Source organism: Candidatus Skiveiella danica (assembly GCF_022705245.1).
Classification (GTDB): Bacteria; Pseudomonadota; Gammaproteobacteria; order Burkholderiales; family Burkholderiaceae_C; genus Skiveiella; species Skiveiella danica.
Genome location: NZ_JAKJEW010000020.1, coordinates 42,321 through 66,474, shown reverse-complemented (window position 1 = coordinate 66,474; position 24,154 = coordinate 42,321). Strand labels below are relative to the sequence as shown.

Annotated in this window: 21 protein-coding genes and 1 pseudogene; 10 read left to right on the top strand and 12 right to left on the bottom strand. The window is 64.1% G+C overall.

Features of this window, described 5'->3' with window-relative positions:
• Positions 1-89: 89 nt before the first annotated feature.
• Together ACMUOY_RS12570 and ACMUOY_RS12565 are read left to right on the top strand one after the other, a co-directional pair.
• Positions 90-1,214, top strand: coding sequence for a 3-deoxy-7-phosphoheptulonate synthase (locus ACMUOY_RS12570; RefSeq protein ID WP_413893067.1), 1,125 nt, complete (start codon positions 90-92; stop codon positions 1,212-1,214).
• Positions 1,215-1,277: 63 nt separating this feature from the next.
• Positions 1,278-1,589, top strand: a complete 312-nt coding sequence (locus ACMUOY_RS12565; RefSeq protein WP_413893066.1) for a hypothetical protein — start codon at positions 1,278-1,280, stop codon at positions 1,587-1,589.
• Between the two features lie 80 nt (positions 1,590-1,669).
• On the opposite strand, the gene mpl is transcribed toward ACMUOY_RS12565, so the two are convergent.
• On the bottom strand, positions 1,670-3,130 hold the full coding sequence (mpl, locus tag ACMUOY_RS12560; RefSeq protein WP_413893065.1) for a UDP-N-acetylmuramate:L-alanyl-gamma-D-glutamyl-meso-diaminopimelate ligase: 1,461 nt from the start codon (positions 3,128-3,130) through the stop codon (positions 1,670-1,672).
• 100 nt (positions 3,131-3,230) lie between these two features.
• Complete coding sequence (locus tag ACMUOY_RS12555; protein WP_413893064.1) at positions 3,231-4,862, bottom strand: long-chain fatty acid--CoA ligase; 1,632 nt, start codon at positions 4,860-4,862, stop codon at positions 3,231-3,233.
• A 78-nt stretch (positions 4,863-4,940) separates the two neighbouring features.
• Between ACMUOY_RS12555 and ACMUOY_RS12550 the strand changes: the two genes are divergently transcribed.
• The 7 genes from ACMUOY_RS12550 (at position 4,941) to ACMUOY_RS12520 (ending at position 11,044) form a co-directional block, all read left to right on the top strand.
• On the top strand, positions 4,941-5,525 hold the full coding sequence (locus tag ACMUOY_RS12550) for a hypothetical protein (RefSeq protein ID WP_413893063.1): 585 nt from the start codon (positions 4,941-4,943) through the stop codon (positions 5,523-5,525).
• 7 nt (positions 5,526-5,532) lie between these two features.
• Positions 5,533-6,111: a TlpA family protein disulfide reductase gene (locus tag ACMUOY_RS12545; protein ID WP_413893062.1), complete on the top strand. Its 579-nt coding sequence runs from the start codon at positions 5,533-5,535 to the stop codon at positions 6,109-6,111.
• 146 nt (positions 6,112-6,257) lie between these two features.
• The gene (gene accB / locus ACMUOY_RS12540) at positions 6,258-6,713 is read left to right on the top strand and encodes an acetyl-CoA carboxylase biotin carboxyl carrier protein (protein WP_413893061.1); all 456 of its coding nucleotides are present in this window, start codon (positions 6,258-6,260) and stop codon (positions 6,711-6,713) included.
• A 37-nt stretch (positions 6,714-6,750) separates the two neighbouring features.
• The gene (gene accC / locus ACMUOY_RS12535) at positions 6,751-8,100 is read left to right on the top strand and encodes an acetyl-CoA carboxylase biotin carboxylase subunit (protein ID WP_413893060.1); all 1,350 of its coding nucleotides are present in this window, start codon (positions 6,751-6,753) and stop codon (positions 8,098-8,100) included.
• Positions 8,101-8,130: 30 nt separating this feature from the next.
• Entirely contained in the window at positions 8,131-9,012 is an 882-nt protein-coding gene (gene prmA / locus ACMUOY_RS12530; protein WP_413893059.1) for a 50S ribosomal protein L11 methyltransferase, read from the top strand.
• A gap of 44 nt (positions 9,013-9,056) precedes the next feature.
• A complete protein-coding gene (locus tag ACMUOY_RS12525; RefSeq protein ID WP_413893058.1) occupies positions 9,057-10,109 on the top strand; it encodes a DUF3426 domain-containing protein in 1,053 nt (350 codons plus the stop codon).
• Positions 10,110-10,150: 41 nt separating this feature from the next.
• Positions 10,151-11,044, top strand: a complete 894-nt coding sequence (locus tag ACMUOY_RS12520) for a carbohydrate kinase family protein (RefSeq protein ID WP_413893057.1) — start codon at positions 10,151-10,153, stop codon at positions 11,042-11,044.
• Positions 11,045-11,117: 73 nt separating this feature from the next.
• On the opposite strand, the pseudogene ACMUOY_RS12515 reads toward ACMUOY_RS12520, so the two are convergent.
• The 8 genes and pseudogenes from ACMUOY_RS12515 to ACMUOY_RS12480 form a co-directional block, all read right to left on the bottom strand.
• A pseudogene (locus ACMUOY_RS12515) lies at positions 11,118-11,483 on the bottom strand (histone); the annotation flags it as partial.
• Positions 11,484-11,676: 193 nt separating this feature from the next.
• The gene (locus tag ACMUOY_RS12510; RefSeq protein WP_413893056.1) at positions 11,677-12,894 is read right to left on the bottom strand and encodes a ribonucleotide-diphosphate reductase subunit beta; all 1,218 of its coding nucleotides are present in this window, start codon (positions 12,892-12,894) and stop codon (positions 11,677-11,679) included.
• A 95-nt stretch (positions 12,895-12,989) separates the two neighbouring features.
• The gene (locus ACMUOY_RS12505) at positions 12,990-15,905 is read right to left on the bottom strand and encodes a ribonucleoside-diphosphate reductase subunit alpha (RefSeq protein ID WP_413893055.1); all 2,916 of its coding nucleotides are present in this window, start codon (positions 15,903-15,905) and stop codon (positions 12,990-12,992) included.
• Between the two features lie 393 nt (positions 15,906-16,298).
• Entirely contained in the window at positions 16,299-16,904 is a 606-nt protein-coding gene (gene ampD / locus ACMUOY_RS12500; RefSeq protein ID WP_413893054.1) for an N-acetylmuramoyl-L-alanine amidase, read from the bottom strand.
• On the bottom strand, positions 16,891-18,378 hold the full coding sequence (locus tag ACMUOY_RS12495; RefSeq protein WP_413893053.1) for a sigma-54-dependent transcriptional regulator: 1,488 nt from the start codon (positions 18,376-18,378) through the stop codon (positions 16,891-16,893). Before ACMUOY_RS12495 ends, ampD begins: the two co-directional genes overlap by 14 nt.
• On the bottom strand, positions 18,375-20,060 hold the full coding sequence (locus tag ACMUOY_RS12490; RefSeq protein ID WP_413893052.1) for a sensor histidine kinase: 1,686 nt from the start codon (positions 20,058-20,060) through the stop codon (positions 18,375-18,377). The genes ACMUOY_RS12495 and ACMUOY_RS12490 overlap by 4 nt, the downstream gene beginning before the upstream one ends.
• 60 nt (positions 20,061-20,120) lie before the next feature.
• The gene (locus ACMUOY_RS12485; protein ID WP_413893051.1) at positions 20,121-20,360 is read right to left on the bottom strand and encodes a PP0621 family protein; all 240 of its coding nucleotides are present in this window, start codon (positions 20,358-20,360) and stop codon (positions 20,121-20,123) included.
• The gene (locus ACMUOY_RS12480) at positions 20,357-21,163 is read right to left on the bottom strand and encodes an inner membrane protein YpjD (RefSeq protein ID WP_413893050.1); all 807 of its coding nucleotides are present in this window, start codon (positions 21,161-21,163) and stop codon (positions 20,357-20,359) included. Before ACMUOY_RS12480 ends, ACMUOY_RS12485 begins: the two co-directional genes overlap by 4 nt.
• A gap of 89 nt (positions 21,164-21,252) precedes the next feature.
• Between ACMUOY_RS12480 and ffh the strand changes: the two genes are divergently transcribed.
• A complete protein-coding gene (ffh, locus tag ACMUOY_RS12475) occupies positions 21,253-22,626 on the top strand; it encodes a signal recognition particle protein (protein ID WP_413893049.1) in 1,374 nt (457 codons plus the stop codon).
• A gap of 29 nt (positions 22,627-22,655) precedes the next feature.
• Here ffh and ybeY read toward each other — a convergent pair whose 3' ends face one another.
• Both ybeY and ACMUOY_RS12465 read right to left on the bottom strand, forming a co-directional pair.
• A complete protein-coding gene (gene ybeY, locus ACMUOY_RS12470; RefSeq protein ID WP_413893048.1) occupies positions 22,656-23,111 on the bottom strand; it encodes an rRNA maturation RNase YbeY in 456 nt (151 codons plus the stop codon).
• Between the two features lie 62 nt (positions 23,112-23,173).
• Positions 23,174-24,136: a PhoH family protein gene (locus ACMUOY_RS12465; protein WP_413893047.1), complete on the bottom strand. Its 963-nt coding sequence runs from the start codon at positions 24,134-24,136 to the stop codon at positions 23,174-23,176.
• Between the last annotated feature and the right edge of the window lie 18 nt (positions 24,137-24,154).

The window sequence follows — 24,154 nt, the reverse complement described above, 5'->3', positions numbered from 1 at the left end:
AACCCCTCACTGAAAACCGCCGCAGCTTCACAGCCCGGCGGTTTTTTATTGCCCCTGTATACCCTGATCAACTTTCCAAGGAGCCCGTGATGACCCCCAAAGCCAACCCGTCCAGTGATGCCTGGACCCAGCGTCCCGCCGATCGAACCAGCCAGACCGACGACGCTCGCATCAAGGACATCACCGTGTTGCCCCCACCTGAACACCTCATCCGCTTCTTCCCCATCCATGGCACGCCCGTGGAGTCGCTGATCACCCACACCCGCAAGACCATCCACAACATCATGGCCGGCAAGGATGACCGCCTGCTGGTGGTGGTGGGCCCGTGCTCGATCCACGACCCGGCCGCCGCGCTCGACTACGCCCGGCGCCTGAAGCCCTTGCGCGACCGCTACGCCGACACGCTGGAGATCGTCATGCGCGTCTATTTCGAGAAGCCGCGCACCACGGTGGGCTGGAAGGGCCTGATCAACGACCCCTATCTGGATGAGAGCTACCGCATCGACGAGGGTCTGCGCATCGCTCGCCAGCTGCTGATCGAGATCAACCGCCTCGGCCTGCCGGCCGGCAGCGAGTTCCTGGACGTGATCTCGCCGCAGTACATCGGTGACCTGATCGCCTGGGGCGCCATTGGTGCGCGCACCACCGAGAGCCAGGTGCACCGCGAGCTGGCCTCGGGCCTGTCGGCGCCGATCGGCTTCAAGAACGGCACCGACGGCAACCTGAAGATCGCGTTGGACGCGATCCAGGCGGCGGCGCGCGGCCACCACTTTTTGTCGGTGCACAAGAACGGCCAGGTGGCCATCGTGCAGACCAACGGCAACAAGGACTGCCACGTCATCCTGCGCGGCGGCAAGGCGCCGAACTACGACGCGGCCAGTGTCGCCGCCGCCTGCAAGGAGCTGGAGGCCGCCAAACTGCCCGCCACGCTGATGGTGGACTGCAGCCATGCCAACAGCTCGAAGCAGCACGAGCGGCAGGTGGACGTCGCCCGGGACATCGGCGCACAGATCGCGGGGGGCTCCCGCCACGTCTTCGGCCTGATGATCGAAAGCCACATCAGCGCCGGCGCGCAGAAGTTCACCCCCGGCAAGGACGACGTGCACAAGCTGGAATACGGCAAGAGCATCACCGACGCCTGCCTGGGCTGGGACGACACCTTGACGGCGCTGCAGGTGCTGGCCGATGCGGTGAAGGCGCGGCGGGGTCGCTGAGGCCCCCCGAAACCGGTTTACAGTATCGGGATTGCAGATTCCCCAAAGATCCCGAGGTAAACCATGCGTCACGAAGTCAGGGTGTTGATCGACGAGCGGCAGGAATTTACATTTGAGCTGGTGGGCGTGGAGCCCATGGCGCCTGATGTGGCGCGCCAGTGGCTGGACGAGCAGTTCACCCAGCTGGAGTGCGAGCCGCTGCGCGCCAGCGGCAAGCTGTTGCTGGCCGACAAGGTGCTGGTGGTGGCGCAGGCTGGTGGTGCCGAACTGCTGGCCGACCCCACCTGGGGTCAGACCTTCGCCCGCGCGGCCAGCGCGGCACTGGCCAAGCCGGTGATCACGGTGGATCTGGCCACCATGAGCGTGTCGTACTGATCCGCAGGCCCGCGCGGCGGCCTCGGGCCGTGATTTGCGACGAAAATGACCATTCCCCAGCGTGGGATGGTCATTGTTTGCTACTTATTTTGTAGTGACTGCAGCAGGCGGGCGTGCACGCCGCCAAAACCCCCATTGCTCATGCACAGGATGTGGTCGCCGGGCCGCGCTTTGGCCGTGACCTGCGCCACCAGCGCGTCGATGCTGTCGGCCACCTGGGCGCGTTCGCCCATCGGGGTCAGCGCTGCGCGCGCGTCCCAGTCCAGCCCGCCGCTGTGGCAGAAGGCCAGGTCGGCATCGATCAGGCTGCCGGGCAGCTGGGCCTTCATGGTGCCGAGCTTCATGGTGTTGCTGCGCGGTTCGAACACCGCCAGGATGCGCGCGTTCGGGCCTACCTGGCGCCGCAGTCCGTCCAGCGTGGTGCGAATCGCCGTGGGGTGGTGGGCGAAGTCGTCATAGACGGTGATGCCGTTCACCGTGCCACGCACCTCCATGCGGCGCTTGACGTTCTGAAACGTGCCCAGCGCCTGCGCGGCGATGGCGGGCGACACGCCGACATGCTCCGCGGCTGCGATCGCTGCCAGGGCGTTGAGCTGGTTGTGCACGCCGCCGAGGGGCCAGTCCACGGTGGCGACCCGGACCCCGCGCTCAAGCACGTCGAAGTGACCGGGTTCGCCTTCGGCCGTGAAGTCGCACACCGCGCTGCCAAAGCTGCGCACCTCGCTCCAGCAGCCGGCGTGCAGCACACGGGTCAGGCTTTCCTCCAGCCCGTTGACAACCACCCGTCCCGTTGAGGCGACCGTGCGCACCAGGTGGTGGAATTGCCGCTCGATGGCGGCCAGGTCGTCGAAGATGTCGGCGTGGTCGAATTCCAGGTTGTTCAGGATGGCCGTGCGCGGGCGGTAGTGGACGAACTTGCTGCGCTTGTCGAAGAAGGCGGTGTCGTACTCGTCGGCTTCGATGACGAAAAGGGGGTGGCGGCGAGACGGCGCAGGCTTTTGCTCCGTGTCCCCCGCCCGCTGTGCGGGCTCCTCCTTGACCTGCGCAAAACCCTGCGCCGTCCCGCCACCCAGGCGCGCCGAGACCCCGAAATTGACCGGTACGCCGCCGACCAGGAAGCCGGGCTCCAGGCCAGCGCTTTCCAGAATCCAGGCCAGCATCGACGTGGTGGTGGTCTTGCCATGGGTGCCGGCCACGGCCAGCACGTGGCGCCCCTGCAGCACGTGCTCGGCCAGCCACTGCGGGCCGCTGGTGTAGGGCGCGCCGGCATCCAGGATGGCTTCCATGAGCGGGAACTTGGGCGTGCCGTCGGGCTTTCGGGCGCGGCTGACCACGTTGCCGATGACAAATACGTCGGGCTTGAGCGCCATCTGGCTGGCGTCGAAGCCTTCGATCAGTTCGATGCCCAGGGCGCGCAACTGGTCGCTCATGGGCGGGTAGACGCCGGCGTCGCAGCCGGTCACGGTGTGGCCGGCTTCACGGGCCAGGGCGGCCAGGCCGCCCATGAAGGTGCCACAGATGCCGAGAATGTGGATGTGCATCAGCCGATTCTAGGCAGTTTTATAGCTTTTTTAGGTGTAACCCAGCGTCGAATGGTCATGATCAGCTATTGAAAAGATAGCTCCCAACATGGTGACGGGGTCAGGCGGGGAAACGCTCGCGCAGCTTGAGCTTCCAGAACTTGCCGGTGGAGGTACGCGGCACGGCGTCGATGGTCTCGTAGCGTTCGGGCAGCTGCCATCTGGCAAAGTGTTTCTGCAGCAGCAGCGCGTTCAGTTCGTCGGGCGTGGCCGTCTGCCCGGGCTTGAAGACCACGCAGGCCAGCGGCCGTTCGCTCCATTTTTCGTCGGGGATGGCGATCACGGCGGCCTCAGCCACGGCCGGGTGCGCCATCAGCGCGTTTTCCAGGTCCACGGAGCTGAGCCACTCGCCGCCGGACTTGATGAGGTCCTTGGTGCGGTCGCTGATCTTGACGAAACCCAGGGCATCCACACTGGCCACGTCGCCGGTGCGCAGCCAGCCGTCGGCGGTGAATTTGTCCTCGGTCACCGGCACCTCGTGGTAGCTGCCGGTGATGAAGGGGCCGCGCACCTGCATCTCGCCCACGCTCCTGCCGTCCCAGGGCTGGTCGGTGCCGTCGTCGCCGCGCACGCGCAGGTCCACCAGCGGGACCGGCACGCCGGCCATGGCGGCGCGGCGGTAGCGTTCGTCCATTGATACGTCGCGTAGCTCAGCCTTGGGGTAGGAAACCGTGCAGACGGGCGAGGTCTCGGTCATGCCCCAGCCCTGAAGGATCCAGATGCCGTGACGGTCGAAGGCGCGGATCAGCGATTCGGGTACGGCCGCGCCGCCCACCAGCGAGCGCATGCCGGCCGGCAGCTTCCAGCGGCCGTGGTTCGGCGAGGCCGGGTCCTGCGCCGCGTCATAGGCCTGGATCAGGCTCATCCAGATGGTGGGCACGCCTAGGGACAAGGTGGGGGGCTCCAGGGTGATGAGGTCGAGCAGGTCGTCCGGGTGCAGGTGCGGGCCAGGGAAGACCAGCTTCACGCCCATCATCACTGCGCCGTAGGGCATGCCCCAGCTGTTGGCGTGGAACATGGGCGTGACCGGCAGCACCACGTCGGTGCCGCGCAGGCCCCAGAAATCTCCCAGGCTGGCCACCAGCGTGTGCAGGATGGTGGAGCGGTGCGAATACGCCACGCCCTTGGGCCGGCCGGTGGTGCCCGAGGTGTAGCACAGGGCGACGGGGTCGTCTTCGTCATGGGGCGCGTACCGGAAACCGACCGGGTCGCCCGTGGCGAGCAGAGCCTCGTAGTCGGTGAATTCGGCCGGCACCGGGGCGCCGGAGAAGGGAAAGACGATGACCTTCTCGAAGGCGTGCAGGTGCGCGAACTGCCGGTACAGCGGCAGTAGCACGTCGTCGATGACCAGGAAGCGATCCTTGGCGTCGGCGGCGATCCAGCCGATTTCATCCGGCGACAGCCGCAGGTTCAGCGTGTGCATCACCCCGCCGGCGGCCGGGATGCCGAAATAACACTCCAGGTGCGCATGGTGGTTCCAGCACAGGGTGGCCACGCGATCGCCCTTTTGCAGCCCCAAGCCTTGCAGCGCCGACGCCAGGGCGCGGGTGCGGCGGTAATACGCGCCGAAGGTGTGGCGTACCAGGGACTTGTCAGGCCGCCGCGAGACGATTTCAGTGGCAGGAAACAGGGTGCCGGCGCGCTCAAGCAGGTGGTTGAGCGACAGGGGTACGTTCATCATGGTGCTTTTCACGGTGCATCTCCTCGGTTGGCGCGCGGGAAAGTCACTGTAGGGGGACGGCGCAGGCTGGGCAATGCAGAATATCCCTCGATGGATGACACTTCGTTTGAGATTGCCCAGACCGCGGCGCGCCTGGTGGTGGAGGAAGGCCTGGAATACGGGCCGGCCAAGCGCCGTGCACTCAAGGCGCTGGGCCTGCCTGCGCGTACTGGCCTGCCGGACAACGACGCGGTGGAAGAGGCGGTGCGGGACTACATCGCACTGTTCTGCGCCGATACCCAGCCGGGCGAACTGGCGGCCTTGCGCCGCCTGGCCGCGGTCTGGATGGCGCGGCTGGCTGACTTTCGGCCCCATCTGGGCGGGGCCGTCTGGCATGGCACGGCGACGCGGTGGTCGGATATTTACATCCAGTTGTTCTGCGATGACCCCAAATCGGCTGAGATCGCGTTGATCGATCACCAGGTGGACTACGACGTGCGGTCCGTCACTGGATTCAATGGCGAGACGGTTGATGCGCTGAGCCTGCACAGCCGCTGCCCGGAACTCGGCGAAAGCGTGGGCGTGCACCTGTTGATCTACGACCATGACGACCTGCGCGGGGCGCTCAAGCCCGATCGCCGGGGGCGAAAGCCGCGTGGGGACCTGCCGGCGGTGCGGGCCTTGATTGAGGCATGATCCGGCCATGAATTCGAACGCGCAGACCCCGGCCGAATCGTCCGGTGAGCGGGTGGCGAAGCGTCGTCGCCTGATTCTGGCCGGTGCCGGGGCCCTGGCCGCCGTGGGTGGCGCCGGGTTGGCCTGGTGGCGCCTGCAGCCGCATGCGCCGGCGCCGGGTGCCTTGGCGGAGGTTGGGGGTCTTTGGAGCCGGACGTTCGAGACCCCAGAGGGTGGACGTCTGGCGATGGAGTCCTTTCGGGGCAAGCCCCTGTTGATCAATTTCTGGGCCACCTGGTGCCCGCCTTGTGTCGAGGAATTGCCGCTACTTGATCGCTTTTATCGCGAAAATTCGGGTAAAGGTTTTCAAGTTGTGGGCATCGCGATCGATCAGGCGGCTGCGGTGCGCGCTTTTCTGGCCCGGATGCCACTGGGATTTCCGGTCGCACTGGCCGGTGCGGACGGGCTGGAGATGGTCAAGTCTCTTGGCAACCTGGCTGGCGGACTGCCGTATTCGGTGGTCCTGGGGTCGGATGGCGACCTGCTGCATCGTAAAATGGGCAAGGTTTCAGCATCGGACCTGGCGCAGTGGGCCTTGCTCAAATGAGGCGGGCGGCGTCGCCGATGTCATGTATTCGTATGGGGGTTGGCTCGGTTTAAGAGAAAAAGACAATAAATAAACCGAAATAAATGAATGATGAGTGAATTTGCGGTAAATTCCGCAACCTCACGTTGTCCAATGCAGGAGACCCCATGGATTTGCGCAAACTGAAGACCCTGATCGACCTCGTGTCCGAATCGAACGTGTGTGAACTCGAAATCACCGAAGCCGAAGGCAAGGTCCGAATCGTCAAGAGCAGCGGTGCGGTTCTCCAGGCCCCGATGGCGGCGCCGGTTGCGCAGGTCGTTCCGGTTGCGGCCGCGCTGTCGCCGGCCGTTGCACCGCAACCCGTGCCAGAGACACCCGCGCCCGTCGGGCATGTGGTCAAGTCGCCCATGGTGGGCACGTTCTACCGTGCTGCCAGCCCGGGCGCCAAGTCCTTTGTGGAGATTGGCAGCCAGGTCAAGGAAGGCGAGACGATCTGCATCATCGAGGCGATGAAGATCCTCAACGAGATCGAATCCGACAAGACCGGAACGATCACGCAGATCCTGGGTGAAAACGGGCAGGCGGTCGAATATGGCCAGCCCCTGTTCGTGATCGAATAAGCCCGCTGCGCCGGCCCGTCCCAATTCATCGTCCAGCATGTTCAAGAAAATATTGGTCGCCAACCGCGGGGAAATTGCCCTGCGAATCCAGCGCGCCTGCCGCGAGCTGGGCGTCAAGGCCGTCATGGTCTATTCCGAAGCGGACCGCGAGGCCAAGTACGTCAAGCTCGCCGAGGAAGCGGTGTGCATCGGGCCGGCGGCTTCTCCACTGAGTTACCTCAACATGCCGGCCATCATCTCGGCGGCCGAGGTGACCGACGCAGAGGCCATCCACCCCGGCTACGGTTTTCTGAGCGAGAACGCGGATTTCGCCGAACGGGTGGAGAAAAGCGGCTTCCAGTTCATCGGGCCCACGCCGGAGTCGATCCGGATCATGGGCGACAAGGTCGCCGCCAAGCAGGCCATGATCCGGGCCGGCGTACCCTGCGTGCCCGGCTCGGACGGCGAGTTGCCCGACGACCCGGTGCAGATCCGGCGCATCGCCAAGACGGTCGGCTACCCGGTGATCATCAAGGCGGCCGGCGGCGGCGGCGGCCGCGGCATGCGCGTGGTGCATACCGAGGCCGCCTTGATCAATGCCGTGCAGATGACCAAGGCCGAAGCCGGGGCGGCGTTTGGCAACCCGGCGGTCTACATGGAGAAGTTCCTGCAGAACCCGCGCCATATCGAGATCCAGATTCTGGCCGACAAGTACAAGAACGCCGTCTATCTGGGCGAGCGCGACTGCTCCATGCAGCGGCGCCACCAGAAGATCATCGAGGAGGCGCCGGCGCCGGGTATTCCACGGCGTCTGATCGAGAGGATCGGGGACCGCTGCGTGGCCGCATGCAAGAAGATCGGTTACCGGGGCGCCGGCACCTTCGAATTCCTGTACGAGAACGGTGAGTTCTATTTCATCGAGATGAACACCCGCGTGCAGGTGGAGCACCCGGTGACGGAACTGATCAGCGGGGTGGACATCGTGCGCACGCAGATCATGGTGGCGGCGGGCGAGAAACTGCCGTTCACCCAGCGCCAGGTCCAGTTGCGCGGCCACGCGATCGAGTGCCGCGTGAATGCCGAGGATCCTTACAAGTTCACGCCGTCGCCCGGCCGCATCACCATGTGGCATGTGCCGGGCGGGCCGGGTGTGCGGGTTGACTCGCACGTCTACGCCAACTACTTCGTGCCACCCAATTACGACTCGATGATCGGAAAGATCATCGTCCACGGCGATACCCGTGAACAGGCGCTGGCCCGCATGCAGACGGCGCTCCTGGAGACGGTGGTCGAAGGGATCAGCACGAACATTCCACTGCATCGGGAACTGATGGTGGATGCGAAGTTCATGGCTGGCGGCACCAACATCCACTACCTGGAAGAGTGGCTGAGCCACCGCGCCCGATGAGCCGACCAGGTGCCGACCGGGGCCGCCGCTGTGTTTGAACTCAGCCTGATGTGCCCGGAGGACCGGGTCGAACTGCTCAGCGAGGCGCTGGAGGCGCTTGATGCCGTGAGTGTGTCGGTCGAAGATGCCGACGCACAGACGCCGGCCGAGCAGGCACTTTTTGGCGAACCGGGCATGCCGCCGCCGAAGGACGGCTGGCAGCGCTCGCGGATTCTGGCGCTGTTTGCAGCCGAAGAAGGCGCGCGGGACGCGGCCGACCTGTTGCAGGCCCAGGATTTCTTTGCGGGTTGCGCGCTGCTTGGTGTGTCGCCGCTGCCCGATCAGGACTGGGTGCGTCTGACGCAGTCACAGTTTGCGCCGGTCGAGATCACGCCCGATTTCTGGATCGTTCCGACCTGGCATGAAGTGCCGACCCAGGCGCGAAAGACCATCCGACTGGACCCCGGCCTGGCTTTTGGTACCGGCACGCACCCGACCACGCGCATGTGTCTGCGCTGGATTGCACGGCAGCCGGGCCCGTTCGGTCGAGTCCTCGATTACGGGTGTGGCTCTGGAATTCTGGCCATCGGGGCCGCCAAGTTTGGCGCCACGGACATCGACGCGGTCGATATCGATGAAGCCGCCGTCGAGTCCACGCGTCTGAACGCTGAAGCGAACGGGGTGAGTGTGAACGCCGGCTTGCCGGACAAGGCCGGCGGCCTCTACGCAATCGTGCTGGCCAACATCCTGGCGACGCCGTTGAAGGTGCTGGCGCCCTTGTTGTGCGCCCATGTCGCGCAAGGCGGTTCGCTGGTGCTGGCGGGTATTCTGGAACGCCAGGCGGATGAGCTCAAGGCGGCCTATTCGCCCTTCCTGGCGCTCGACGTCAGTGACTGTGAAGACGGGTGGATCCTGATGACAGCAACGCGCTGAACGTCCGGTTCGCGGCTGGAGCCAGACCCTACAATCTGCTGCTCATGAGCCTGATCACACGCTGCCCTGCCTGCGGGACGATGTTTCGAGTCGTCCCGGATCAGCTCAGGATTTCCGAAGGCTGGGTGCGCTGTGGGCAGTGTGCCGAAGTGTTCGATGCGGCGCGCAATCTGCAGGTCCTGACGCCGCCGGTGCGCTCAGCGGCTGCTTCACTGAAACCATCCTCCATACCCGCTCAGCCGCTGGAGCGGACCGGCCCGCCGCCGCCGGTCGTGCCCATGGCGGAACATACCGAGACCAGTTCGTCCGAATCGGTGGATTCACTGCAGGCAGCGCCCACGTCCATTGACGCGGAACCCGAAGATGCCGGGATGCCACAGGAACGACCGGATCAGGGCCTGGTGGCGCATGTGGCCAGCGGCACCTTGCTCGTCAGCGCGGAAACGCCTGCGGCTCCACCGCTCGAAGACGACGATGCGCTGGAGGCCGTCTTTCGCCCTGGACCTGTGGCGGCGCAGGCGGTCGCTGCCCCGGCGCGGGCTTCTGCGGTCGAAGACCCAGAGTCGGTGCTGGACGAAGACGTGTCCTTCGTGCGCGAGGCGCGGCGACAGGCGTTCTGGCGCAAGCCTTTGATGCGTTTTGTGCTGCTGTTGGCCGCCTTGCTGCTGTTGGGCGGGCTCGCCGCTCAGATCGGTTTGCAGGAGCGCGATCGCCTGGCTTCACTGGAGCCGCGTCTCAAGCCCTGGCTGGCCATGTTTTGCGAGCTCGCGGGCTGCAAGGTGGACGTTCCCAGGCAGATCGAATCGGTGGTCATCGAGAACTCTTCGTTCATGCGGGTTCGCAGTGACCTGTTTCGGCTCGGGTTCATGATCCGGAACACGGCAGGGGTCGAGGTTGCGACTCCTGCCGTCGAGCTGACATTGACCGACACGCAGGATCGGCCTGTGTTGCGGCGCGTGTTTCAACCCGCAGAGCTCGGCTCCAGCGTGGCGCTGGCGCCCAAAGGCGAATGGAGTGCCGTGCTCAACCTTGGCGTGGCTTCGAGTGGCGACAGCGGCCGCGTTGCGGGCTATCGCCTGCTGGCCTTCTATCCCTGATTGTTTGTTTTCATCTTTACCAGCGCCCTTGCGCGACGACTATGGCTGCCCTGATTTGTGGATCCCTGGCTTTTGACACCATCATGACCTTCGAGGGCCGGTTTGCCGAACAGATCCTGCCTGACCAGTTGCATATCCTGAACGTGTCGTTCCTGGTGCCTGGTCTGCGGCGGGACTTTGGCGGTTGCGCGGGCAACATCGCCTACAGCCTCAAGGCGCTGGGAGGGACGCCCCTGCCGATGGCGACCTTGGGTAACGATGGCGCGGATTACCAAGCTCGCTTGAACCGCCTGGGAATCAGCACCGAGTTTGTTTGCGAAGTCAGTGACAGCTATACCGCGCAGGCCTTGATCATGACCGATCGCGACAACAACCAGATCACCGCGTTCCACCCCGGAGCCATGATGCAGGCGCACATCACGGAAGTTCCTGTGCGCGAGGACATTCGGCTTGGCATCATTTCGCCCGACGGGCGCGACGCGATGCTTCAACATGCCCGCCAATTTCAGGCGGCCGGCATTCCATTCGTATTCGATCCGGGGCAGGGCCTGCCGATGTTCGATGGCCCGGAACTGTCGGCATTCATCGATCAGGCAACCTGGGTCACGGTCAATGACTATGAAGGGAAGATGCTGTGTGACCGAACGGGCTTGAGTCTGGCCGATATCTCCCGGCGCGTGCAGGGGCTGGTGGTCACGTTGGGCGCGCAGGGTTGTGACGTGTGGGAAGACGGCGTGAAGACATGGGTGCCACCCATCGAGCCGGCCGCGGTCGTGGACCCCACCGGCTGCGGGGATGCCTGGCGTGGTGCGCTTCTCTATGGGCTGGAGGCAGGATGGACGTTGCCCGCATGCGCGGCTTTGGGCAACCGCATCGGGGCCTTGAAAATTGCGCAGCGCGGGCCGCAGAACTACACCGTCATCCTGAACGATTGAGCCAACCAACCCCTGGTCGCCAACGAAAAAAACCCGGCGCCTCGCGGCACCGGGTTTTTTGAGCCCGTAGAACTCAGGGCTTGCTGGCGGTAGGAAACGGCCAGGCCGCTTGCGGGTTCAGCTTGGTCTGCGCCGGCGCTGCAGCCGGGGCAGGGGCAGCGGGTGCTTTCGCGGCTTTCTTCGCAGCCGGCTTCTTGGCTGCTTTCTTGGCGGCGGGCTTGGCTGCTGCAGGCTTTGCAGCGGCTGCGGCCTTCTTGGCCGGTGCAGCCTTCTTGGCCGGTGCAGCCTTCTTGGCCGGTGCAGCCTTCTTGGCCGGTGCAGCCTTCTTGGCCGGTGCAGCCTTCTTGGCCGGTGCAGCCTTCTTGGCCGGTGCGGCCTTCTTGGCCGGTGCGGCCTTCTTGGCCGGTGCGGCCTTCTTGGCCGGTGCGGCCTTCTTCGCAGTTGCCATGATTTTCTCCTTTATCAAATTGACAGATCAACGCGGAAAACCACTTCGGGCCCCATCGGGCCGCACAAAGCGATTCATGGTGTTGGGCCATTGCCCAGCACCATGAACAGGGGAACACGAAGACCGTCCACGCTCTTCGGCGTGATAGGGCTTTCGTGCGATTCTTGAAACCATATTCAGATCATCAATCCCACGAGAGCGCACCGCCCGACTGGTATTCCAGCACACGGGTTTCGAAGAAGTTGCGCTCCTTCTTCAGATCAATCATTTCACTCATCCAAGGGAACGGGTTTTCCTCATTGGCGAACAAGGCTTCCAGTCCAATCTGCGTTGCGCGCCGGTTGGCGATGTAGCGCAGGTAACCCTTGAACATCGAGGCATTCATGCCGAGCACGCCACGTGGCATCGTGTCTTCAGCGTATTGGTACTCAAGCTCCACGGCCTTCAAAAAGAGTGCCTTGATCTCGGCCTTGAATGCCGGTGTCCACAATTGCGGGTTCTCCAGCTTGAGTTGATTGATCAGGTCGATGCCAAAGTTGCAGTGCATGGACTCATCCCGCAGGATGTATTGGTACTGCTCGGCGGCTCCCGTCATCTTGTTCTGGCGACCCAGCGCCAGGATCTGCGTGAAGCCGACGTAGAAGAACAGGCCTTCCATCAGGCAGGCAAAGACGATCAGCGACTTGAGCAGGGTCTGGTCGTTCTCCAGTGTGCCGGTCTTGAAGTTGGGGTCCATGATCGCCTCGATGAAAGGGATCAGAAATTCATCCTTGTTGCGGATCGAGGGGACTTCGTTGTACGCGTTGAAGATCTCGCCCTCATCGAGGCCAAGCGACTCCACGATGTACTGGTAGGCGTGGGTGTGGATCGCTTCCTCGAATGCCTGGCGCAGCAGAAACTGGCGGCACTCCGGTGCCGTGATGTGGCGGTAGGTGCCCAGCACGATGTTGTTGGCGGCCAGCGAATCGGCAGTGACGAAGAAGCCGAGATTGCGCTTGATGATGCGACGCTCATCTTCGGTCAGACCGTTCGGGTCCTTCCAGAGCGCGATGTCGCGGTTCATGTTCACTTCCTGCGGCATCCAGTGGTTGGCACAGGTTGCGAGGTATTTCTCCCACGCCCATTTGTATTTGAAAGGGACCAGCTGGTTGACATCGGTCTGACCATTGATGATCCGCTTGTCTGCCGCATTGATGCGACGGGACGTGGAGGCCGGCTTGGACGATGGCTGGATGACGGCCGAACGAACAGCCGCACCATCATCAAGAAACCGTGTGGCGCTGGGTGTTGTTGAAACCGAAGGGGGAAGTTCTGGCTGGCGGCCATCAAAATGACCGCTTGTGAGGTGGGGCTGCAAGGCGGGTTGCAACGACGGTGTGACTTCTTCGTCCCAGGACAGCATAGAGGTTTCCAGTTTTCAAATTATCGAAGCAACGATGTGAAACACCAAGGAATCAATCACATCGTTGTTGGCAATGTTGCGTTGTAACGTCGGGTTCACTGACAGGCTTCGCAGCCCGGATCGTCGATCGCACAGAACTTGATGTCGGTAGCAGGTGCTGACGCCATCTGCGCTTGCGCGCTGGCGGCTGCGGCATCGAGTGCGCTCATGGAGGACTGCGCATCACTTTGCGTGGAGACCGCGTTCAGTCGACCCGCCTTGACCGTGGATTTTTCGGCGTGAGTGGCGCCCATCGTGCGCAGGTAGTACGTGGTCTTCAGACCGCTGATCCAGGCAAGCTTGTAGGTGTCATCCAGCTTCTTTCCGGATGCGCCGGCCATGTAGATGTTCAGCGATTGCGCCTGATCGATCCACTTCTGGCGACGGGCTGCCGCCTGCACCAACCATTGGGGCTCCACCTCAAAGGCGGTGGCATACAAAGCCTTCATCTCCTGCGGGACGCGGTCGATCGGGCGCAGCGAGCCATCGAAATGCTTGAGGTCCATGACCATCACGTCATCCCACAGGCCCAGGCGTTTGAGGTCGCGCACCAGGTAGCTGTTGATGATGGTGAACTCACCGGACAGATTCGACTTGACCGACAGGTTGCCGAAGCAAGGCTCGATGGAGGCGTCGACCCCGATGATGTTGGAGATGGTCGCGGTCGGCGCAATGGCTACGCAGTTCGAATTGCGCATGCCATCGGTGGCGATCTTGCGGCGCAGTGCGTCCCAGTCCATGGTGGCGGAGCGGTCCACTTCGACATAGCCGCCACGTTCGCGCGCGAGCAGATCCAGTGTGTCGAGCGGCAAGATGCCCTGATCCCACAGCGATCCTTTGTAGCTCGCGTATTTGCCCCGCTCCCGCGCCAGCTCAGTCGACGCCCAGTAGGCGTAGTAGCAAATCGCTTCCATGGACTGGTCTGCAAAGCTCACGGCCTCGGGTGAAGCGTAGGGGACATGCAACTCATAAAGGCTGTCCTGAAAGCCCATCACGCCCAGGCCCACCGGGCGATGGCGCAAGTTGGAGTCACGGGCCTTCTTGACAGCGTAGTAGTTGATGTCGATCACGTTGTCCAGCATGCGCATGGCCGTCGTGATCGTCGCCTTCAGCTTCGCGTGGTCGATCTGCCCGTCCTTGATGTGGCGCAGCAGGTTGATCGAACCCAGGTTGCAGACAGCTGTTTCGGAATCGCTGGTGTTGAGCGTGATTTCCGTGCACAGGTTCGAGGAGTGAACGACACCCGCATGCTGCTGCGGCGACCGGATGTTGCAGGCGTCCTTGAACGTGATCCAGGGGTGCCCGGTCTCGAACAGCATGGACAGCATCTTGCGCCACAGGTCGGTGGCCGGCAGCTTGCGCGAAGGCCGGATCTCGCCGCGCTCCGCCTTTTGCTCGTAGGCCACATAGGCTTTCTCGAACGCGGTCCCGAACTTGTCATGCAGATCCGGGCAGTCGGACGGCGAGAACAGCGTCCAGTCGCCTTTTTCCATGACGCGGCGCATGAACAGGTCGGGAATCCAGTTGGCCGTGTTCATGTCGTGCGTGCGGCGACGGTCGTCGCCGGTGTTCTTGCGCAGCTCCAAGAATTCCTCGATATCGAGATGCCAGGTCTCCAGGTAGGTGCAGACGGCGCCCTTTCGTTTGCCGCCTTGGTTCACCGCCACGGCCGTGTCATTCACCACCTTGAGGAACGGAACCACGCCCTGCGATTCGCCGTTCGTGCCCTTGATATGCGAGCCGAGCGCACGAACTCTCGTCCAGTCGTTACCGAGCCCGCCGGCGAATTTCGACAGCAGGGCGTTTTCCTTGATCGATTCGTAGATGCCGTCCAGGTTGTCCGGCACCGTCGTCAGGTAGCACGATGACAGCTGGGAGCGCAGCGTGCCGCTGTTGAACAGCGTCGGTGTGCTGGACATGAAATCGAAAGAGGACAACACCTCGTAGAACTCGATGGCGCGCGCTTCACGGTCGATCTCGTTGAGTGCCAGGCCCATGGCCACACGCATGAAGAAGGCCTGGGGGAGTTCGATCCGCGTCTTGCGCACGTGCAGGAAGTAGCGGTCATAGAGCGTCTGCAGGCCGAGGTAGTCGAACTGCAGGTCGCGCTCGGCCTTGAGTGCGGCGCCCAGCCTCGGCAGGTCGAACTGCAGCAGCCGTTCATCCAGCAACTCATGCTCCACACCCTTGCGGATGAAGTCAGGGAAAAAGTCGGCGTACCGCGCGGCCAGTCCACCCTGGATCACATCGGCGCCGAGCACTTCCTTGGCAATCGTGTGCAGGAGCAGCCGCGCCGTGGCGTAGGTGTAGTCGGGGTCTTTCTCGATCAGGGTGCGGGCCGCCAGGATGGATGCCTTGTAGACCTCGTCCATCGGAACACCGTCGTACAGGTTGCGCATGGTCTCTGCGACGATGGGCTCCGGCTTGACGTCGGCGCCGAGTCCGCTACAGGCCGATTCGATCAGGTGCTGGAGCTGGGTGGTGTCCAGGGCCACGCGCTGTCCACCGTCGGTCACATGCAGGACGGGGGTCGGGGCGCGGGCGGCTTCGGTCTGCGCCTGGCGCGCACGCTCCTGCGTGCGTCGCTCGCGGTAGAGCACATAAGCGCGAGCGATTTCGTGGTGGCCACCGCGCATCAGTCCGAGCTCGACCTGGTCCTGGACGTCCTCGATATGAAACGTGCCGCCGCCCGGCCGCGAGCGCATCAATGCCCGTACGACGGCCTGAGTGAGACTGTCGACCACCTCGCGCACGCTGGCCGAAGCCGCTCCCTGGGTTCCATGAACCGCAAGAAACGCCTTCATCATCGCGATGGCAATCTTGTCCGGAGCAAACGGCACCACCGCGCCATTGCGCCGGATGATCTGGTAATGCGTCAAAGGCGTGACCGACGGCTGGCCGGCAACCTCGGCAAGGGTGTTACCGGAGAAGCTCCCGGCGGGAGCAGAAGTCGGGTTCAAGGCGATTTGCATGGCTTCCTCTTTGTTCTGGAAATATCTTGTTAGTCGTGCGGCGAGCCTGGTGACCGGGTTTGGCATTGGCTCGGTCAGTGGCGATGCAAGCACTATATATGGTGTCTGAGCATGTGACAAGACACTACCGGTAGTGTATCGCGTGTTTTCTGCCCTGTGCGTGTGCAGCACCCTGAGCTGACCCGTGAGCGCACTGGTTTGCTGCCTGAACGAGGCCTTTGTCCGGTTCCCTTCCAGGCCAGTCTGCTGGCGGACCGGCGCAGCTGACACGAGCATTGGCGCGCCTTTTGCGGGATTTTTCACGGCAAAGCCGCGTCCCGTCTTGATGTCGATCGAAGAAGCTTTGTCGTTCTCGCCGTGCCGAGGGTCGTCCCGCCGGGCGCGCGCGATCGGTCAGGGCTTGGAGAGGCCGTCGGCAATCGAGGGAAAACACTGAGGTGGCCAACCCAGGCTGCTGCACAACTGGGTCCAATCAAACCCGGCCCCGGGGTCGTGCTTGCGCGCCGGCGCAACATGCTCATGCCCGGCGATGTGTGCGATGGGGTAGTTCTGGGCGACCGCCGCACACAGCCCGGCCAATGTCTCGTATTGGGCGGGCTCGAAACAATCGCCTTCCAGGCCTTCCAGTTCGATGCCGACCGAATAGTCGTTGCAGTTTTCGCGGCCCAGGTGCAGCGACTTGCCCGCGTGCCAGGCCCGATCGTCGCAACTGACGAACTGCCAGAGATCACCGGTGCGCCGGATGTAGAAGTGCGCCGACACCTCCAGCCCCCTCAGCTGTTCAAACCATGGGTGCGCGCCAAAGTCCAACTGATTGGTGAACAGGCGTTGCACTTGATCGCCGCCGTAGACGCCGGGTGGCAGGCTGATGGAGTGAAGGACCAGCAGGTCGACACTCACGCCTTCGGGTCGCGGACCGAAGTTCGGCGAAGGAAGATGGCGGGCAAAGCGATACCAGCCTTGCCGCCAGAGACCAGGATACGACTCAGGACGGCTCATCGGGATCGATTCCAGGGGAGGGAGCCGCGATAGCCAGCCGGGCCATGCGATAGCGCATCTGGCGCAGGTTCAGGCCGAGTCGCGCCGCTGCGGCCGTCCGGTTGAAACCTGTTTCATTCAGGACCCGTGTGATGACGGTCCGCTCCTGCTCGTCCAGCCAGGTTTGCAAGTCGGCGGGCACCGCACATCCACTGGGCGATGGCTGGTCATCGCCTTTGGCTGAAGGCTCATCCGCGCAGGGTGGCATGTCGATTTCATCGAAGTTCAGCTCCCCGTCCGCACTGAGCGCAAGCGCGCGGTGAAGCAGGTTCTCGAGTTCGCGGACGTTGCCCGGCAGCGGGTGCCTTTCGATCGCGCGCAGCGCACGCTCGGATATCGTGGGTGCCGGCTCGCCGGATTCCTGGGCAATCCGAGCCAGCAGGGCCTCGCAAAGGGCCGGCAGATCCGCGCGTCTCTCCCGCAGGGGGGGCACCACGATCTCAATGACGTTGAGGCGGTAATAAAGATCCTGGCGAAATGTGCCGGCCTGCACTTCCGCTGCCAGGTCTTTGTGCGTCGCGCTCACGATCCGGACGTCGACCACATCTTCCTGCGTCGAACCCAGTGAACGGATGCGTCGTTCCTGGATCGAACGCAGCAGCTTGGACTGCATGGCCAGCGGCAAATCCCCGATCTCGTCAAGAAACAGCGTGCCGCCCTCGGCGGCGTGGAAATAGCCCAGGCGATCGTGGGTGGCCCCGGTATAGGACCCTTTGCGCGCACCAAAAAACTCGGCTTCAAGCAAGTTCTCTGGAATAGCCCCGCAGTTCACAGCAACAAAAGGGCCGTCCGCACGATGGCTGCAGGCATGGATGGCCAGCGCGATCAGTTCCTTGCCGGTTCCGGATTCGCCTCGCACCAGGACAGGAGCCATGCTGCGCGCAACCCTGACGACACGCCTCTTGACGGCGCTCAGCGCCTCCGATGTGCCCACCAGGCGCTCCAGTGCCGCAGTGCCAGAGTGGCCTTGTGATCCTGTTTCACCCGGGACCCAGTGACCTGCCCGAGGCGCAACCATGTCAGCTCGCGCAGCGGCGACGCGGTCCGAGGTGCGGTCACGGATAGCGGAGGCCACGACAGTGCGGAACTGTTTGAGATCGACAGGCTTGGTGAGGTAGTCAAAAGCGCCATTCTTGAGCGCCTCCACGGCATTCTCAGCCGAGCCGTAGGCCGTGATGACCATGCAGCGCTCCGGTCGGCGCTGCGCCTGGATCTCTTTCAGAAGGTCAAGCCCCGTCCCATCGGGCAGGCGCATGTCGGTGATCACGGCCGCAAAGGGGTTGCGGTCAAGCAAAATCCGGGCTTCTGCCACCGTTGCGGCAGTCTCGACCCGATAGCCTTCGCGCAGCAGCGTAAGCTCATACAGCGTTCGAAGATCAGGCTCATCGTCTATGACGAGGACCAGGGGAGCAAGTGTCGTGGGCGTTGCAGTCATGTTGGTGCGCTCGGCCGTGCGCCTGTTGGCGCTGCATGTTCGTGAACGTCGGCAGGCTCGAATCGTACGCAAAACTCATTGCCCCAGGTCGGCTGACCGAAGGGTTTTCTTGCGGTGCGGTCGTAGGTGATGTGCGCCTGGTGGCGCTCGCACAGCTCTCGGCAGATGTAAAGGCCCAGTCCGCTGGAGCGGCTTTGCGACGAAAAGAAAGGCTCGAACAGATGACGCCGCACCGCCTGCTCGAGTGGCGGACCGTCACTCCAGACCCTCAGTTCCGGATGGCCGACGCCGCCTACCACAGTCGAAAGCTCAATCGGCTCTGCGTGTGCTGCATAGCGCCTGGCGTTGTCGAGCAGATTGATCAGCACACGGCGCAAGTGGTCGGCATCGAAGCGAGCCCGGATCGGGCCACCGGTCAGACGCAGGTCCAGCCGCATGGCCTGCGGGTTCTGATGGATCCAATCGGCGGATATCACCTGTATCGCCTCATCGAGCGTAACCGCCGTGCCACCGTTTCCCGTGTTCAGATGCTCGACCCGGGCAACGTCGAGAATCTCGTCAACAATCCGTGCCAGGCGCTCGGTGTTGTGCCGGATCATGCGGGTCAGTTGGTGGCGGGCGGGGCTGTCCAGGTCTTCTTCAAGCAGTGCATTGGCCTGCGCAACCGCCGCCAGCGGATTGCGAATCTCATGGGCCACGGCGGCCGACATTCGACCCATCGCCGCGAGCTTTTCTTCCCTGACCCGGGCTTCCACATCCCTGCGGTCCTGCAGAAACATGACGCAGAGATTGCCGGTTCCCTCGGTCCCGGCTGCGGCAAGCTGCGTGCGCACCTTGAGGTAGACACTGGGCAGACCCGCGAAATCGAGATCGACGTCGGTGGTCGGCATGCTGCCCTGCGCAAAGGTCATGTCAGCCAGCTGGGCCAGGGGCTTCCACGCTCCTTCGTCGGTCAGCTTCGTCGGCGTACGGCGGGCAGGCAGGTCACCGTCCACCAGATGGCGCGCAGCCGGGTTGGCGGCGCGGACCCGCCCCTGGCTGTCAACCACCAATACCCCGTCGTTCAGGTTTTCAATGACCAGTTGGTTCACGCGTGTCTGTATCCGTGCTTCGGCCGCGTGTCGCTGTGCCAGGGCTTCCTCGCGGGTCAGGCGCACGGCCAGCTGGTGTGCCAGCAAAGCGACGATGAACAGGCCCGAGCCCGTCAGCGCGGCCTGCAGGAATCGGGGCGTGGTGTCGGCGGGCATGGCCACCGACATCCACCACGCGTCGGTCAGCAGAAGCAGGGTGACGGTGGCGGCCGTGCCCATCGCCAGCGTCAGCGTGCCCAGGACGGCCGCCAGCAGGATCGGAAGCGCAAACAAGGGGGTGTAATTGATGTTGCCGCCTTGCAGGAACTGCAGTGCGGAAAAGGCGACGACATCCACGGCGATGGTCGCGAGCCATTGGGGATTGAACGCCTGGCCCGGCGACCTCGCGCTACCCAGCAAGCGAACGGCGAGCGCGGCCACCAGATACAGGAAGCAAAGGTCCAGCACCAGAACGGAGGCACCCAGGCCCAGGAGGTAGGCAGAGCCCTGCATCAGCAGCAGCACCAGCGCAGTCATCACCCGCGCGGTCATGAAGCCATGCCACAGCCGGTTTGCTGCATCCGGGTGGGTTTTCGCGGAGAGACCCGGCATGGGCAGGTTCTCGGACCCGAACCAGGACGAGGCGGGATCAGCCGGATCGGGCCGTCTCATTCATCCCTCGGCCTGCCGGCGGTGCGCTGCGCTGCAATACGAGCCCTGACGTCCGGCGACCGCTTCGGAGGGGGGCACATGGACACCGCAGACCGCGCAAGCCACCATCGATGCGGCCTCGCGACCGCTGGCTGGCGGTTCGGGCGGTGGGTTGGCCCGACCTCCAAGGCTTTTCTGTCGGCCGCTGCGCCAGAGCCAGACCCCCGCAAGGATCGCCAACAGGATGATCAAGGCCTTCACGAACTGCGTCCCAGAATCACTTCCAGGACGAACCGTGAGCCGGCGTAGGCCAGCAGCAACAGGACCGCGCCGGCGTAGACAAAACGAACCGCGCGCCGACCGCGCCAGCCGAAGCGGGCACGACCGATCAACAGCGTGCCAAAGGTCATCCATGACAGCACTGAAAAGACTGCCTTGTGATCCCATTTCCAGCGCGCACCCGCCGCCCCATAAAGGTGTTCGCCAAAAAACCAGCCCGCGAGCAGCGTGGCGCTCAGCAGCACAAAGCCGGCGGTCACGAAGCGAAAGGTGAAACGCTCCAGCGTGAGCAAGGGCACGCCGCTCTGGGGGGCGGCGGCCAGACGGATCTGCTTCTCGGCTCTGGTCATGAGCCCTGCGTGGACCACCGCCGCAGCAAAAAGGCCATAGGACGCGATGCCCAGCGCCCAATGAAGCGGAAGCCAGGGTGATGCCACGGGATTCAGCGGCGCGCCTGGAAAGACTTGCGCCAACAGCACCGCAGCCGCGCCCAATCCGGACAGGGCCCAACGCGCTTTCAACTGGGGGATGACATGGCTTTCGACGGCATACACCGTCAGCACCAGCCAGGCGGTGATGGACAAAGCGGGAGCAAAGCCAAAGCGCGCCGGCGTTCCAGCCAGCCCCAGACCCAGCGTCCCGGCGTGCATCGACCACGCGGCCAGCAGGATCAGTCGGACCGCGTGGTGGCTGAGTCGCGGCGCCGCCACCGCCGTCAGTCCATAGGCCAGGGCGGCACCCAGGGCAAGCAGCAGTCCGACGGAAGATGCACTGGCTAAAATCATGGGCACAGTTTAGCGTTTTGCACACCGCGGCCGCGCGGTGCTTCTCCGGTCCGCCAGCAGGCGGGCCCAACCCGACGGGATACTCCTCCATGGCCTCCGCCCTTACCGACAAACTCTCCCGCCTGGTCAAGCAGATCAGCGGCCAGGCCCGCATCACCGAGTCCAACGTGACCGACATGCTGCGCGAGGTGCGCATGGCCTTGCTGGAGGCCGACGTGGCTCTGCCCGTGGTGCGCGACTTCATTGCCCGCGTCAAGGAAAAGGCCCTGGGTCAGGAAGTGATGGGCTCGCTCAAGCCCGGGCAGGCGCTGGTGGGCATCGTCAACCGCGAACTGGCCGCAACGATGGGCGAGGGGGTTGCCGACATCAACCTGGCCGCCCAGCCCCCCGCCGTGATCCTGATGGCCGGCCTGCAGGGCGCCGGCAAGACCACCACCACGGCCAAGCTGGCGAAGCACCTGATCGAGAAGCGCAAGAAGAAGGTGCTGACCGTCTCGGGCGACGTGTACCGCCCGGCCGCCATTGAGCAGCTCAAGACCGTCACCGCGCAGGCCGGTGCCGAATGGTTCCCCAGCACACCCGACCAGAAGCCGCTGGACATCGCCCGTGCGGCGATCGACTACGCCCGCAAGCACTATTTCGACGTGCTGCTGGTCGACACGGCGGGCCGGCTGGCGATCGATGAGGCGCTGATGCGGGAAATCCGCGAACTCCATGCTGAGCTCAAGCCGGTCGAAACCCTGTTCGTGGTGGATGCCATGCAGGGTCAGGACGCGGCGAATACGGCCAAAGCGTTCAAGGAAGCCCTGCCGTTGACCGGCATCATCCTGACCAAGACCGATGGCGACTCGCGCGGGGGCGCTGCGCTCTCGGTGCGCCAGATCACCGGGGCGCCGATCAAGTTTGCCGGCACCAGCGAGAAGATCGACGGGCTGGAGGTGTTCGACGCCGAGCGCCACGCCGGGCGCATCCTGGGCATGGGCGACATCGTGGCGCTGGTCGAGCAGGTGACGGCCGGGGTGGACATGGCCGCGGCGCAGAAGCTGGCCGAGAAGGTCAAGAGTGGCGCGGGCTTTGACCTGAACGACTTCCTCGCCCAGATCCAGCAGATGAAGCAGATGGGCGGCCTGTCCAGCCTCATGGACAAGCTGCCCACGCAGATGGCGGCCAAGGCATCCGAGGCCGACCTGAGCCGGGCCGAGAAAGACATCGTTCGCAAGCAGGGCATCATCCACAGCATGACGCCGCAGGAGCGGCGCAAGCCCGAGCTGCTCAAGGCCACCCGCAAGCGCCGCATTGCGGCCGGTGCAGGGGTGCAGGTTCAGGAAGTGAACCGCCTGCTCAAGGAATTCGAGCAGATGCAGGACATGATGAAGAAGATGAAGGGCGGCGGCCTGATGAAGATGATGAAGCGCATGGGTGGCATGAAGGGCATGGGCGGCATGCCCAAGATGCCGTTTTAAGGCGTTCGAGAGCCTTTCTTAGAAAAGAATCATGAATATGGGTTCGGCAGGTTCAGCCTTGCCAGAATCTGAATCTCGTACGCCTCCATTTCCTCGGCGTCTGCCCGGCTGGTCTCGTGGTCCCAGCCCTGGGCGTGCAGCGTGCCGTGCACCAGCAGGTGCGCGTAGTGGGCCTGCAGCGTCTTGCCCTGTTCGCGCGCCTCCTGCTCGACCACCGGGGCGCACAGCACCAGGTCGGCGGTGACGAGGGGCTCCCGGGTGTAGTCGAAGGTCAGCACGTTGGTGGCGTAGTCTTTCTGGCGGTAGTCCCGGTTCAGCGCACGGCCTTCCTCGAGACCGACGATGCGCACCGTGATTTCGGCATCCGCGGCCAGCGCATGGCGAATCCAGCGCGCGACCTTGTGGCGGGGCAGGGCGATGCGGTGCAGGGCCGCATCGGCCAGATCGCCGAACTGCAGCGAGAGTTGAAGGGTGTTCAGGCGCATTTTCGCGTCAAATCCGTGCATTTCCAGCGTCGGGCGGTCACTGGATGCTATCAAAGAAATAGTTATTCAGCTGTCTTGCGCGCTGCGGCCGTGCGCCCGCGCTGGTCGTAGGCGTCGACGATGCGCGCCACCAGCGGATGGCGCACCACGTCGGCCGAGGTCAGGTGGCACATGGCGATGCCCTTGACGCGGCGCAGCACGCGCTCGGCGTCGATCAGGCCGCTGAGCTGGGTCTTGGGCAGGTCGATCTGGCTCACGTCGCCGGTCACAACCGCCTTGGCGCCAAAGCCGATGCGGGTCAGGAACATCTTCATCTGCTCGGGCGTGGTGTTCTGCGCCTCGTCCAGGATCACGAAGGCGTGGTTCAGCGTGCGCCCGCGCATGAAGCCCAGCGGCGCGATCTCCAGCGCGCCGCGCTCGAAGGCTTTGGTCACCTTGTCGAAACCCATCAGGTCGTACAGCGCGTCGTAGAGCGGGCGCAGGTAGGGGTCCACCTTCTGCGCCAGGTCGCCCGGCAGGTAACCCAGACGCTCGCCGGCCTCCACCGCCGGGCGCGTCAGCACGATGCGCTGCACCGAGGCGCGCTCCAGCGCGTCCACGGCGCTGGCCACCGCGAGGTAGGTCTTGCCAGTGCCGGCCGGGCCGATGCCGAAGGTGATGTCGTGCGTGGCCATGGCCTCCAGGTACAGGCTCTGGTTGGGCGTGCGCGCGCGCAGGTCGGCGCGGCGGGTGTGCAGCACCACGGCGCCGTCTTCGCCGGCCGTCAGGGATTCGCCCTCGCCTGCCAGCATCAGCTGGATCTTGTCTGCGGGGATCGCGCGCTCGGCCATCTCGTACAACGCCTGCAGCACCTCCATCGCGCGCGTTGCCTTGGCCTTGGGTCCGTCCACCTTGAACTGCTCGTGCCGGTGCGCGATGCTGACCTGTAGCGCCGCTTCGATCGTGCGCAGGTGCGCGTCCATGGGGCCGCACAGGTGGGACAGGCGGGTGTTGTTATGGGGAGTGAAGGTGTGACGGACAATCATGGCGTGAAGTGGATGCTG